10 protein-coding genes are annotated in these 13,913 nt (G+C 72.6%); 8 read left to right on the top strand and 2 right to left on the bottom strand.

Annotated elements, in window-relative coordinates; genetic code table 11:
• Positions 1-83: 83 nt before the first annotated feature.
• Complete coding sequence (locus ACZ52C_RS03660) at positions 84-1,067, bottom strand: hypothetical protein (protein ID WP_469073213.1); 984 nt, start codon at positions 1,065-1,067, stop codon at positions 84-86.
• A 228-nt stretch (positions 1,068-1,295) separates the two neighbouring features.
• Positions 1,296-1,670: a response regulator gene (locus ACZ52C_RS03665; RefSeq protein WP_469073214.1), complete on the bottom strand. Its 375-nt coding sequence runs from the start codon at positions 1,668-1,670 to the stop codon at positions 1,296-1,298.
• A 205-nt stretch (positions 1,671-1,875) separates the two neighbouring features.
• On the opposite strand from ACZ52C_RS03665, the gene ACZ52C_RS03670 reads away from it, so the two are divergent.
• The 8 genes from ACZ52C_RS03670 to whiA all read left to right on the top strand — a co-directional run bounded on the left by ACZ52C_RS03670 (position 1,876) and on the right by whiA (position 13,754).
• Positions 1,876-3,270, top strand: coding sequence for an ABC transporter substrate-binding protein (locus tag ACZ52C_RS03670; RefSeq protein WP_469073215.1), 1,395 nt, complete (start codon positions 1,876-1,878; stop codon positions 3,268-3,270).
• A gap of 98 nt (positions 3,271-3,368) precedes the next feature.
• A complete protein-coding gene (locus ACZ52C_RS03675; RefSeq protein ID WP_469073216.1) occupies positions 3,369-4,670 on the top strand; it encodes an ABC transporter substrate-binding protein in 1,302 nt (433 codons plus the stop codon).
• 87 nt (positions 4,671-4,757) lie between these two features.
• Positions 4,758-7,487: a PAS domain S-box protein gene (locus ACZ52C_RS03680; protein ID WP_469073217.1), complete on the top strand. Its 2,730-nt coding sequence runs from the start codon at positions 4,758-4,760 to the stop codon at positions 7,485-7,487.
• 307 nt (positions 7,488-7,794) lie between these two features.
• Positions 7,795-8,466 carry a response regulator transcription factor gene (locus ACZ52C_RS03685; RefSeq protein ID WP_469073218.1) on the top strand — a complete coding sequence of 224 codons (672 nt, stop codon included), beginning with the start codon at positions 7,795-7,797 and terminating at the stop codon, positions 8,464-8,466.
• 68 nt (positions 8,467-8,534) lie between these two features.
• Positions 8,535-10,634 (top strand): excinuclease ABC subunit UvrC, encoded by a 2,100-nt coding sequence (gene uvrC / locus ACZ52C_RS03690; RefSeq protein WP_469073219.1) that lies wholly within the window; start codon positions 8,535-8,537, stop codon positions 10,632-10,634.
• On the top strand, positions 10,631-11,698 hold the full coding sequence (rapZ, locus tag ACZ52C_RS03695) for an RNase adapter RapZ (RefSeq protein WP_469073220.1): 1,068 nt from the start codon (positions 10,631-10,633) through the stop codon (positions 11,696-11,698). The genes uvrC and rapZ overlap by 4 nt, the downstream gene beginning before the upstream one ends.
• The gene (locus ACZ52C_RS03700) at positions 11,695-12,774 is read left to right on the top strand and encodes a gluconeogenesis factor YvcK family protein (RefSeq protein ID WP_086784007.1); all 1,080 of its coding nucleotides are present in this window, start codon (positions 11,695-11,697) and stop codon (positions 12,772-12,774) included. The genes rapZ and ACZ52C_RS03700 overlap by 4 nt, the downstream gene beginning before the upstream one ends.
• Positions 12,765-13,754 (top strand): DNA-binding protein WhiA, encoded by a 990-nt coding sequence (whiA, locus tag ACZ52C_RS03705; RefSeq protein ID WP_033526623.1) that lies wholly within the window; start codon positions 12,765-12,767, stop codon positions 13,752-13,754. Before ACZ52C_RS03700 ends, whiA begins: the two co-directional genes overlap by 10 nt.
• The last annotated feature ends 159 nt before the right edge of the window (positions 13,755-13,913 follow it).

Here is a 13,913-nt window from a genome sequence, read left to right on the forward strand (position 1 = left end):
GCGCCCGCCCCGGAGCCGACCCCGCCGCCGGCCGTGCTCCCCGGCAGCTCAGACCCCGGCGGCTCAGACCCCGGCCCGGCCGCTCACTCCCACTCCCAGTCGATCCCCACGATCCCCGTCCGCACCCGGGGTTCGACGAGGTGCACCGTGCGGTGCAGGCCGCTCAGGGCGAGGGTCTGCCGGCCGCCGCGCGGGGCCGCGGCGGAGTGCTGGCTGAAGCGGTGGCAGCGCAGGGGCAGGGCACGTTCGTCGAAGCGGACCTGGAGGGCGTACTGGCCGCCGGTGGAGCGGAAGGCGCGGACGTACTCGGTGCAGACACCGCCCGTGCCGTCGTCGAAGCCGTAGCGGAAGAGGTGGGTGTCGCCGCTGCGCAGCCGCGTGTCGAAGAGCAGCTCGGCGACCAGGACACCGGTGTCCCGGTCCCAGCGCACGCGCCCGCTGCGGCAGTTCTCCAGGGCACGGACGGCCGTCCGCTCCGGCGCGCAGCCCGGATCGCCGTGGTGGACGGCCACATAGCGGTCCACCCCGTCCCTGTGGGCGCGCACGATCTGCTGGGACTCGCGGCCGAGCAGCTCGCGACGGGCCCCGATCCGGACGCGCTCGTGGTGGCCGACGGAGTGCACCCCGCCGTCGAGCGGCACGTCCAGCTCGGCGAGGAGCCGCCGCAGGACGCCGGAGGCCTCCACGACGGAGCGGTACGAGCGGCCGGCGGGGCGCTGCGGACCGGACTGCTCGTCGGCCCGCGCGAGCAGCCGGATCAGCGACTCGTCCGGCAGTTGCAGGATCTCCTCAAGGGCCCGCACCGCTCGCAGCGACTCGGGACGCTGCGGACGCCGGGCGCCCTGCTGCCAGTAACTGAGGCTGGTGACACCGACCTTGACCCCGTGGCGCGTCAGATGGTGCTGCACGCGCTGCAGCGGCAGCCCGCGGGCGGCGATCGCGGCGCGCAGGGCGACATGGAAGGGGCCGCCCCGCAGGACCGACTCCAGCTCCGCCGTGGCGACGTCCGCGACGGCTGCGACGTCCGTGACCGCCGCGACGTCCGCGTGCTCTGTGGCGTGCCGCATGCAGGGACCTTTCCGTAGACGATGACGAGTGCGCGACGCGTGCTCGGGACCGCGCGTGCCGATCGGGCGCCCGGCGGATGCTCGGGGCTCCAGGAACCCTGGGCGGCCATCCGTCTTCACATCCGTACGACCGCGTTCCTCGCTCCGAGTTCCTCCGCATTGAAGCGTGTCGGTCAGGTCCCGACAACACCTGCCGCGTGACATGGCCGGACACCGTCGCCGGGTTCCTCAATGCTCCGACGCCCCGCGATCGGGCCCCGACAGGGCCCGCAAAGCCTGTCCCGAGAGTTTCGACTTGTGCAGAAAACCCCGGGCGGGAGTGGCGGCCACGAGTTCCTGGACGTCGTCCGGCGCGTGCGTGGAGATCAGCACGATGACGGGGGCAGCCGTGCGCGCGAGCCTCGGCGCGAGCTCCAGTCCGCTCTCGCCGGCGAGGTCGATGTCCAGCAGGACCAGATCCGGGGCCAGTTCCCCGGCCCGTGCCAGCGCCTCGGCGCCCGTGGACGCCACACCGACGACGTGCACGCCGTCGTGCTCCAGCAGCGTACGGGCGGCCTCCAGGAACCGGGCACTGTCATCGACGATGAGACAGCGCATGGACATGGGCTCAGCCTCCCAAGGGGGTCAGGGGCATACATTCCGGCTAGCCGGAAAGTGTCGTCGCCGCCGGACACCCGTCAGCGGGAATGTGCTGAAGTCCCGTGCCGGATCGAGGGGTTCGCTCTCACTCAGGGAATCGCGTGCGACACGAGGAGTAGCATGTCGTCGCCCTGGGGGCCGTGCCGTCCGGTCGAGTGGGGGGTGTGCGATGAACACGCAATGCCGGGACCTCGGAAAACGTCCTGTCCGCCGTGCCCTGATGTCGGGCGTGGCGGCTGTCGCGCTGCTCCTGGCCGGATGCGGCGCCGGCGACGGCGACGGCCGGGTGGACGAGGAGAACAAGGCGGCGGGCGACACGACCTGCGACGGCAGGATCGACGGAACCGCCCACATCACGATGTGGTTCCACGCGGGCCAGAGCGGCGAGCAGACCACGCTCGAGCGCCAGGTCGAGGAGTTCAACAGAGCCCAGGAGCAGGTACAGGTCGAACTGGTCACCCTGCCCGAGCAGCGCCCGTACACCGAGCTGGTGCTGTCCGCGGCGGCCAGCGGCGATCTGCCGGACCTGCTCGACTTCGACGGCCCGAACCTCTACAGCTACGCCTGGTCCGGCACGCTCAGGCCGATCGACTCCTGCGTTCCCGAGAGGACCAGGAAGGACCTGCTGCCCTCCGTCCGGCAACAGGGCACGTACGACGGCCGGCTGTGGGGGGTCGGCACGTTCGACTCCGGACTCGGCCTGTACGTACGGCCGTCGGTGCTGAAGGACGCGGGCGTACGCATCCCGAAGGGCGTCGACGACGCCTGGACCGCCGACGAGCTGACCGGGATCCTGCGCACCCTGCGCGAGGCGGGCTACGAGGCACCGCTCGACCTGAACTTCATCGACTCCCAGACCGCCGACGAGTGGAACACCTACGCCTTCGCGCCGGCCGTGTGGTCCGCCGGCGGCGACCTCATCGACCCCGTGGAGTTCCGCACGGCCCACGGGTTCCTCAATAGCCCCGAGTCCGTCGAGGCGCTCACCACCATGCAGCGCTGGGTGGAGGAGGGCTACGTCGACAGGGACCGGAAGAAGGACAAGAGCGCCTTCGTGAAGGGCCGCACACCCATCTCCTGGATGGGGCACTGGAAGTACGGGGAGTTCAGCGAGGCGCACCCCGGCGACGTGGCGATCGTGCCGCTGCCCGACTTCGGCACGGGCACCGTCACCGGCATGGGCTCCTGGCAGTGGGGCATCCCCTCCGGGGACGCCGACGGCGACGCGGTGTGGCGCTTCCTGGAGTACCTGCTGCGACCCGGGCAGGTGGCCAGGATGAGCGAGGCCAACGGCGCGATCCCCGGCACCGAGGGAGCCGTGGAGCTCTCCCCGCTGTACGACGAGGACGGCGCGGAGCGGCTGTTCATCGAGCAGCTGCGCGGCGGTGTCGCCCGGCCCAGGCCGCAGACCCCGGCGTACCCGGCGGTCACCGTCGCCTTCTCGCACGCCGTCGCCGACATCGTCTTCTCCGGAGCACCCGTCGAGAAGACGCTGGACGACGCGGTCGAGGCCATCGACCAGGATCTCGCCGCCCACGACGGTTACCCGAAGAGCGGTCCGTGACCCGCGCCGCCCGGCCCCCGCGGAGCACTCCTCGGACGACCGGACGCCTCCGCGCCCGGCGGACGTCCCGTCGTGCCCGGGCGGCGCTCGTGCTCTGCATGACCCTGCTGCTCGGGGGCTGCGAAGCGGGCGGGGACGACGGCGAGCGGCCCCGGCGGGCCGCCGACGCGACCTGCGACGGGCGGATCGACGCCCCCGCGCAGATCACGATGTGGTTCCACGAACCCTCCGCGCGCGGTGAACTGGCGGCCGTACGCGCCCAGGTCGAGGCGTTCAACACCGCCCAGGACGAGGTGACGGTCCGTCTGGTCGACGTCCCGGAGGGCGACTACGAGGACCTGGTCCGCGCGGCCGCCGCCGACGGGGAACTGCCCGACCTGCTCGACTTCGACGCCCCGAAGCTGTTCAGCCACGCCTGGGCAGGCCACCTCCGACCCATCGACTCCTGCGTCCCGGAGGCCCTGCGCGCGGACCTGCTCCCCTCCGTCCTCGAACAGGGCACCTACCGCGGCCGGCTGTGGGGCCTCGGCACGTTCGACTCCGGACTCGGCCTGTACGTACGGCCGTCGGTGCTGAAGGACGCGGGCGTGCGCATCCCGAAGGGCGTCGACGACGCCTGGACCGCCGACGAGTTCACCGGCATCCTGAAGAAACTGCGCACCCTGGGCTACGACAGGCCCCTCGACCTCCAGCTGCAGTGGGCCGGCACGGAATGGGGGACGTACGGCTTCGCGCCGGCCGTCTGGTCGGCGGGCGGCGACCTGATCGAACGCTCCACCTACCGGACGGCCGACGGAGTGCTCAACGGGCCGCGGACGGTCGAGGCGCTGACGACGCTGCAGGGCTGGGTGAAGGCGGGATACGTGGACGAGAACAAGGACGCCGAGGCCTTCCAGAAGGACCGGAGCCCCGTCTCCTGGACCGGCCACTGGTGGTACGGGCGCTACACCGAGGCCCACCCCGGCGACGTGGCGATCGTGCCGCTGCCCGACTTCGGCACGGGCAGCGTCACCGGGATGGGTTCCTGGCAGTGGGGCGTGCCCGCGGGCACGGCCGACGGCGACGCGGTCTGGCGTTTCCTGTCCTTCCTGCTGCGCCCCGAGGAAGTCCTGCGGATGACGGACGTCAACGGCGGCATCCCCGCCACCGGCACCGCCGTCGAACGCACCGACGCGTTCGCCGAGGGCGGGCCCGCGCGCCTCTACATAGAGCAGCTGCGGGGCGGCGCCGCCCGCCCCCGGCCGCAGACCCCCGCCTACCCGGCGATCACCGACGCCTTCGCCGAGGCGTTCGCGAAGATCATGAAGGGAGCGGCGGTACGGCCCGCCCTCGACGAGGCGGTGCGCGCCGTCGACAAGGACCTGGCGGACCACGGTCACTACCCCCCGACCGGTCCGTGAGGCCTCGCCGTGCTCCGCCCACCGCCCAGCCGACCGGCCCCCGCGCCGCGCCCCGCGACGAAGCCGGCGCCCCGCCGCGCCGCGGCCGTGGACACCGTCCCGTTCCTGTCCCGGCTGCGCGTCGGCCCCAAGCTGACGCTGCTCGTCCTGCTGCCGGTCACCGTCCTGCTGGCCGTCACGGCGTTCGCCGCCGTCGACCAGGGGCGTGAGGCCCGCACCCTGCGCGACTTCGACACCGCGATCGAGGTGTCCTTCGAGATCAGCGAGGTCTCCGACGCCGTCGCCCGGGAGCGGATCGCCGCGGTGGAAGCCCGGCTGAGCGCCGCACCGGACGCCCTGCGCGAGCGGACCGAGGCCCAGCGGACCACCGACCACGCGCTGCGCCGGGCCTTCGAGGAGACCGTCGGCCGGACGGAGTCCGACGACGCCGGGATCCTCGACTCCGTACGCCGCCAGCTGCACGCCGTCAGGGTCCAGACGGGCACCGGGTCGCTGGAGGCGCCGACCGTCGCCCAGCGGTACGAGGCGATCGAGAACAAGGTGCTCGACATCGTCGCCGACCTCGAATCCGGGCGGCCCACCCGGGCCGCGGGCCGGGCGGCGGACGCCCACATCGCGATGCTGCGGGCCGTCGCCGCCGCCGAGAGCGAGCGCGCGGAGCTCGCCATCCTCTTCCACGCGCCCGGCGACGGACACGCCACCGCCGCCGCGGGCCGCTGGACCGAACTGGAGAAGGCCCAGCTCAGGGCGTTCCAGCAGACCGCGTCGGACGAGCTGAAGGCCGAACTGCACGCCGCGAGGTTCCAGGCCCCAGGACGCGCGGTCCGCGCGGCCCGCGACCTGGTCGCCGACCCCGATCCCCAGCCCGCCGACTGGCCCTCGTACGCCGACTGGCTCGGCGAGTCCGAGGACTACGCCGACGCCCTGCGCGGCATCCGCGACCGGGCCGCCAGGCAACTGGACGACACCGCGCACCGGGACCTGCGCACCACCAGCACCCGCACCTTCATCGAACTGACGATCTGCCTCGTCGTCCTGGCCCTCGTCACCTTCCTCGCGCTCGCCCTGTGCCGCTCGATCACCCGTCCCCTCGGCGAGGTCTCCGAGGGCGCCCGCGCCCTCTCGGACGGCGATCTCTCGTACGACATCCGCTACGCGGGACGCGACGAACTCGGCGACGTCGCCGACACGTTCCGCGAGCTGCGGGTGACCAGCGAGCGGCTGGCGGGCGAGATCCGGGACATGAACACCGCGATCGACGCGGGCCGGCTCGGACACCGCGCCGACGTCGACTCCTTCGACGGCACCTGGGCCCAGCTGCTGGGCGGCATGAACGGCACGATGGCGTCCTTCGCCGCGGCCCACGGTCGGCGCCGGCGGGCGGAACGGGAACTGGAGGGCATCTTCAACCTCTCCCTGGACCTGCTCTGCATCAGCGGCGTCGACGGCTACTTCAAGCGCGTCAACCCGGCCTTCGAACGCACCCTGGGCTATCCGGTCCGGACCCTGACCTCCCGGCCGTTCCTCGACTTCGTCCACGAGGACGACCGGGAGAGCACCCGGGCGGCCGTCGCGCTGCTGGCGAGCGGCGCCGAGGTCGCCGAGTTCGAGAACCGCTACCTCCGGCCCGACGGCACCGAACGCTGGCTCCAGTGGAGCGCCCGGGCGGTCCACGAGGAGGGCCTCATCTACGCCGCCGCCCGCGACGTGACCGAGAGCCGTCGGGCCGCGCTCGAACAGGCCGCGCTGCGCCGGGTCGCCACCGCGGTCGCGCGCGGGGTGCCGCCGTCCGAGGTGTTCGCGACGGTGGCGGAGGAGGTCGCCTCGCTGCTGGGCACGGCCTCGGCCGTCATCCGGTACGAGCCCGACGGCGGCGTCAAGGTCCTCGGGATCGCGCACGCGCGCGTGGACGAGGTCGAGGCCGCCTGCCTGACCCGCCGGGAGGCGGCCGCGCACACCATCGACGAGGTGGCCCGGACCCGGTGCGCGGCCCGGTCGGAGACCTCCGTGGGCGCCCCCATCGTCGTCGACGGCCGGATCTGGGGGCTGGTCGTGGCGGCGTCGCTGGCCGATCCGCTGCCCGGCGGCGCCGAGTCCCGGCTCGCCGACTTCACCGCGCTGATCGCCACCGCGATCGCCAACGCCGACAGCCGCGACCAGCTGACCGCCTCACGCGCGCGCGTGGTCGCCGCCGGGGACGCCTCGCGGCGCCGCATCGAACGCGATCTGCACGACGGCGTCCAGCAGCGCCTGGTCTCCCTCCAGCTGGAGCTGCGGATGACGGAGACCCTGGTGGACGACCCCTCCTCGGAACTCGCCCGGCAGCTGGACCATCTGGCCAAGGGCCTCGACGACGCCTTCCAGGACCTGCTCCAGGTCGCCCGGGGCATCCACCCGTCCATCCTCTCCAAGGGCGGCCTGGGCCCCGCCCTGCGCGCCCTGGCCCGCCGCGCCGCCGTCCCCGTGGAGCTCGACCTCGGGTTCGCCCGCACCCGCTTCCCGGAACAGGTCGAGGTGGCCGCGTACTACGTCACCTCCGAGAGCCTCACCAACGCCGTCAAGCACGCGCGCGCGAGCGTGGTGACGGTCGCGGCGGAGGAACGCTCGGGCGTGCTGGAGCTGCTCATCCGGGACGACGGCGTCGGGGGAGCCGAACCGGACAAGGGATCGGGACTGATCGGGCTCATCGACCGGGTGGAAGCGATCGGCGGCAGGTTGACGGTCACCAGCCCGCCCGGCGGCGGGACGACGCTGAGCGTGCGGCTGCCGCTGACCCCGCCCGAGGAGGCCGCGACGGCCGTCGCGACGCGCGTGTGACCGCCCGAAGCGTACGCGGTGAGGCCCGTTCAAAGGGGGGAGTCCGGGACTCGGTACGGGCGTACGTTCCGGGCGGTCGAATCGGACGGCGGAGACGGCCGTCCGGCTCTCGGGCATGCGGATGCCTCGCCGTCTCTCGTCAGAGTCGCCGGTGCCGTCCGCGGCTGCGCTTTTTCGAGCATGGCGGGCAAACGTTCAGGTGTCTTCACGGCCCGCCCCCAACTAGGCTTCCGGCTAGCCGTAAGACCGTGTTCAGGCAGGCTGTTGGGACGAACGGGACAGGTCGGGCAAGGGGGAGACCGAGACCATGGAGGCCGATGCGCACCCGGTGCGCGGACGAGTGGTGCTCGCGGACGACGACGTGCTGCTGCGGGAGGGCCTGGCGAGCCTCTGCGAGCGCGTCGGCTACGAGGTGACCGGTCAGGCCGGTGACGCCGCGGGACTCATGGAGCTGGTGGAGAACGAGCTTCCGGACATCGCCATCGTCGACATCCGGATGCCGCCGACGCAGTCCACGGAGGGGCTGAAGGCCGCGCGGGAGATCCGGGAGCGGTACCCGTCGGTCGGGATCCTCGTGCTGTCGGCGTTCGTCGAGGTCGAGGACGCGCTGGAGCTGCTGGCCGGCGGGCGCAGCATCGGGTATCTGCTCAAGAGCCGGATCACCGTCGTGGACGAGTTCCTGGAGACGCTGGACCGGATCCGGCGCGGCGGGTCGGTGGTGGACCCGTCGCTGGTGCAGGAGCTGGTCGCCGCGCAGCGACGTGACGACCCGCTGTCGATGCTCAGCAACCGGGAGCGGGAGGTCCTCGGCCTGATGGCCGAGGGACGCTCCAACGCGGGGATCGGCCGACGGCTGTGGGTCACCGAGGGGACGGTGGAGAAACATGTGCGGAGCATCCTGGGGAAGCTGAGACTGCCCGAGGAACCGGACGACCACCGCCGGGTGCTGGCCGTGCTGACGTTCCTGGAGACGCGCTAGCACCAGGGGCATCGGCCCTTGTCCACAGGGCCCCCGGGTTGTCACTCCCCGCCAGTAGGGTGTGGAGCATGGCCGATCCCTCCAGCTACCGCCCCAGTCCGGGACAGATCCCGGACTCCCCCGGGGTGTACAAGTTCCGTGACGAGCACCGCCGGGTGATCTACGTCGGGAAGGCGAAGAGCCTGCGCCAGCGCCTGGCCAACTACTTCCAGGACCTGGCCGGCCTCCACCCGCGCACCCGCTCGATGGTCACCACGGCCGCCTCCGTGGAGTGGACCGTGGTGTCCACGGAGGTCGAGGCGCTTCAGCTGGAGTACTCCTGGATCAAGGAGTTCGACCCCCGGTTCAACGTCAAGTACCGCGACGACAAGAGCTACCCCTACCTCGCGGTCACGATGAACGAGCAGTACCCGCGCGTGCAGGTGATGCGCGGTCACAAGAAGAAGGGCGTGCGGTACTTCGGGCCGTACGCGCACGCGTGGGCGATCCGGGACACCGTCGACCTGCTGCTGCGCGTCTTCCCCGTGCGCACCTGCTCGGCCGGGGTGTTCAAGAACGCGGCCCGCACCGGCCGCCCCTGTCTCCTCGGCTACATCGGCAAGTGCTCGGCCCCCTGCGTCGACCGGATCTCCGCCGAGGACCACCGCGAACTGGCCGAGGAGTTCAGCGACTTCATGGCCGGGCGCACGGGCACGTACATCCGTCGTCTGGAGAAGCGGATGACGGACGCCGCCGAGGAGATGGAGTACGAGCGGGCCGCCCGCCTGCGGGACGACATCGAGGCCCTGAAGAAGGCCATGGAGAAGAACGCGGTCGTGCTCGCCGACGCGACCGACGCCGACCTGATCGCCGTCGCCGAGGACGAGCTGGAGGCGGCCGTCCAGATCTTCCACGTCCGCGGCGGACGGGTGCGCGGCCAGCGCGGCTGGGTCACCGACAAGGTCGAGGCCGTCACCACCGGTGACCTCGTCGAACACGCGCTCCAGCAGCTGTACGGCGAGGAGACGGGCGACTCCGTGCCCAAGGAGGTCCTCGTCCCGGCACTGCCCGACCCCGTGGGCCCCGTGCAGGAGTGGCTCACCGAGCGCCGGGGGGCCATGGTCTCCCTGCGCATCCCGCAGCGCGGGGACAAGAAGGCGCTCATGGAGACGGTCGCGCGCAACGCCCAGCAGTCGCTCGTGCTGCACAAGACCAAGCGCGCCTCCGACCTCACCACCCGCTCCCGCGCCCTGGAGGAGATCGCCGAGGCCCTCGACCTGGACAGCGCCCCGCTCAGGATCGAGTGCTACGACATCTCCCACCTCCAGGGCGACGACGTCGTGGCCTCCATGGTCGTCTTCGAGGACGGACTGGCCCGCAAGAGCGAGTACCGCCGCTTCCAGATCAAGGGCCGCGTCGGCGACACCCAGGTCTGGCACGGCGAGGGCCAGGACGACGTCCGCTCCATGCACGAGGTCATCGCCCGCCGCTTCCGGCGCTACCTCGCGGAGAAGGAGAAGACCGGCGAGTGGGTCGAGGAGGACGCCGCGGCATCCGGAGACGGGGCCGAGGGCCCGGCGGGCGGTCTCAAGGACGACGACGGCCGCCCCAAGCGGTTCGCCTACCCGCCCCAGCTCGTCGTCGTCGACGGCGGGCAGCCGCAGGTGGCCGCCGCCCGCCGGGCCCTCGACGAACTGGGCATCGACGACATCGCCGTCTGCGGCCTCGCCAAGCGGCTGGAGGAGGTCTGGGTGCCCGGCGAGGACGACCCGGTGGTCCTGCCCCGCACCAGCGAGGGCCTCTATCTCCTGCAGCGCGTGCGCGACGAGGCCCACCGCTTCGCCATCACCTATCAGCGGACCAAACGCTCCAAGCGATTCCGGGCGAGCCCCTTGGACGACGTGCCCGGCCTCGGGGAGGCTCGCAAGCAGGCCCTGCTGAAGCACTTCGGCTCGCTGAAGAAGCTGCGGTCCGCGACGATCGAGCAGATCTGCGAGGTTCCCGGCATAGGGCGCAAGACCGCCGAGACGATCGCCGTGGCCCTCGCCGAGGCGGCTCCGGCCGCACCCGCCGTGAACACGGCGACCGGAGAGATCATGGAGGAAGAGGAGCCCGGTACGACGGCGGACCCCTCTGGGGAGCCCGTGGCCGCGGGCCCCCCGGACCGGCGGCGAGGGCAGGAGACATGACCGAGCACGAAGAGAACCCGGGTCGGGAACACACAGAACCCCCGGAGCGCTCCAAGCGTCCAGGACAACAGCACCACGAGCACACAGCGGAGCGCGGGGCGGCCCACAGCGCGGTGGGCGACGACACGCCCCGGCCCCCAGCGCCACAGGAAGACGGAGCACACGTGAGTACGGGCATCGAAACAGCCGGGGTCCCCGAGGCGGCCATCCCCGAGCTGGTCATCATCTCCGGCATGTCCGGCGCCGGACGGTCCACGGCCGCCAAGTGTCTGGAGGACCTCGGCTGGTTCGTCGTCGACAACCTGCCGCCCGCGCTGATCCCCACCATGGTGGAGCTCGGCGCCCGCTCCCAGGGGAACGTGGCCCGGATCGCGGTCGTCGTCGACGTCCGCGGCCGCCGCTTCTTCGACAACCTCCGCGACTCCCTCGCCGACCTGGAGACCAAGCACGTCACCCGGCGCATCGTCTTCCTGGAGTCCTCCGACGACGCCCTGGTGCGCCGCTTCGAGTCGGTGCGCCGCCCGCACCCCCTCCAGGGCGACGGCCGCATCACCGACGGGATCGCCGCCGAGCGGGAGCTGCTGCGCGAGCTGCGCGGCGACGCCGACCTGGTCATCGACACCTCCAGCCTGAACGTGCACGAGCTGCGGGCCAAGATGGACGCCCAGTTCGCCGGCGAGGAGGAGCCCGAGCTGCGGGCGACCGTCATGTCCTTCGGCTTCAAGTACGGCCTCCCGGTCGACGCCGACCTGGTCGTCGACATGCGCTTCCTGCCCAACCCGCACTGGGTCCCGGAGCTGCGCCCGTTCACCGGCCTCAACGAGGAGGTCTCCGCGTACGTCTTCAACCAGCCCGGCGCCAAGGAGTTCCTCGACCGCTACACCGAGCTGCTCCAGATGATCGCCGCCGGCTACCGCCGCGAGGGCAAGCGGTACGTGACCATCGCGGTCGGCTGCACCGGCGGCAAGCACCGCTCGGTCGCCACCTCCGAGAAGCTCGCCGCCCGCCTCGCCTCCCAGGGCGTCGAGACCGTGGTCGTGCACCGGGACATGGGGCGCGAGTGACCGGACCCACCTCGTCCCGGCTGAGCAGGCTGAGCAGACTGCGCCGGGTCGCCCCGGAGGGCCGTGCGGACAGGCCCGCCGAGGCCCGCGGGGCCAGGCCGCGCCGCCGGGGCGCCCAGCCCAAGGTCGTCGCGCTCGGCGGCGGCATGGGGCTGTCCGCCTCGCTCGCCGCGCTGCGCCGGATCACCGGCGACCTCACCGCCGTCGTCACGGTGGCCGACGACGGCGGCTCCAGCGGACGCCTCCGTGACGAGCTGGGCGTCCTGCCGCCCGGCGATCTGCGCAAGGCGCTGGCCGCGCTCTGCGGCGACGACGACTGGGGCCAGACCTGGGCGCGCGTCATCCAGCACCGCTTCCAGTCCAAGGGCGACCTGCACGAGCACGCGGTCGGCAATCTGCTGATCGTCGCCCTGTGGGAACAGCTCGGCGACCACGTCCAGGCCCTCGACCTGGTCGGCAGGCTGCTCGGCGCCCAGGGCCGGGTGCTGCCCATGTCCGCGGTTCCGCTGGAGCTCCAGGCGCTGGTCAAGGGGCACGACCCGGCCCGCCCGGACGACGTCGACACCGTGCGGGGGCAGGCGACCGTCGCCCTCACCCCGGGCGAGGTCCAGTCCGTGCACGTCGTGCCGCACGACCCGCCCGCCGTCCCCGAGGCCGTGGCGGCGGTCCGCGACGCCGACTGGGTGGTCCTCGGCCCCGGCTCCTGGTTCTCCTCGGTCATCCCGCACCTGCTCGTGCCCGAGCTGCTCGACGCCCTCACCGAGACCAAGGCCCGACTGGTGCTGTCGCTGAACCTCGCCCCGCAGCCGGGAGAAACCGATGGCTTCTCCCCGCAGCGTCATTTGGAGGTTTTGGCACGACACGCCCCTAAACTCGCCCTGGACGTGGTGCTGGCCGACGAGGCCGCCGTGCCCGACCGCGACTTGCTGACCGACGCCGCCAAACGGTTCGGCGCCGCGGTCGAGCTGGCGCCGGTGGCCCGGACCGACGGATCTCCGCGGCATGACCCGGAGCTGTTGGCCGCCGCGTACGACCGTATTTTTCGGATGCATGGAAGGATCGGCCCATGGCGATGACGGCAGCGGTGAAGGACGAGATCTCCCGGCTACCCGTCACCCGGACCTGCTGCAGAAAGGCGGAGGTCTCGGCGATCCTGCGGTTCGCGGGCGGGCTGCACCTGGTGAGCGGCCGCATCGTGATCGAGGCGGAGCTGGACACCGCGATGGCGGCCCGCCGCCTCAAGCGGGACATCGCGGAGATCTTCGGACACGGGTCCGAACTGATCGTGATGGCCCCCGGCGGTCTGCGCCGCGGTTCCCGTTACGTCGTCCGGGTGGTCGCCGGCGGTGACCAGCTGGCCCGGCAGACCGGCCTGGTGGACGGCCGGGGCCGCCCGATCCGCGGTCTGCCGCCCCAGGTGGTCTCCGGGGCCACCTGCGACGCCGAGGCGGCCTGGCGCGGCGCCTTCCTGGCCCACGGCTCGCTCACCGAACCCGGCCGTTCGTCCTCCCTGGAGGTGACCTGCCCGGGCCCCGAGGCCGCTCTCGCGCTGGTCGGCGCCGCCCGCCGGCTCTCGATCGGGGCGAAGGCGCGCGAGGTGCGGGGCGTGGACCGGGTCGTCGTACGGGACGGGGACGCCATCGGCGCGCTCCTGACCCGCCTCGGCGCCCACGAGTCCGTGCTGGCGTGGGAGGAGCGGCGGATGCGCCGCGAGGTCCGGGCCACGGCGAACCGGCTCGCCAACTTCGACGACGCCAATCTGCGCCGCTCGGCGCGTGCCGCCGTCGCGGCCGGCGCCCGCGTGGGCCGCGCCCTGGAGATCCTCGCCGACGACGTCCCCGAGCACCTCGCGGCCGCCGGACGGCTGCGCATGGAGCACAAGCAGGCCTCCCTGGAGGAGCTGGGCGCGCTCGCCGACCCCCCGCTGACCAAGGACGCCGTCGCGGGCCGGATCCGGCGGCTGCTCGCCATGGCCGACAAGCGCGCGTCGGACCTCGGCATCCCGGGGACCGAGGCCAGCCTGACCGAGGAGATGGCCGAGAATCTCGTGGGGTGAAGAAACCCCCGGACATCTCAACTCGCCGGTGCCGACGCTCATTTGGGGCTGTCGGCACCGGCTTCCGGCTTATCGCGTGAATTCCGGGACTGGCCTGTGAGGCCTCCTTGACTTGGCCCAGATCTGACATGAGCCTGGCGTCTGTTCGCTACTGGGGCG

This window comes from Streptomyces sp. NPDC034049, assembly GCF_055575575.1.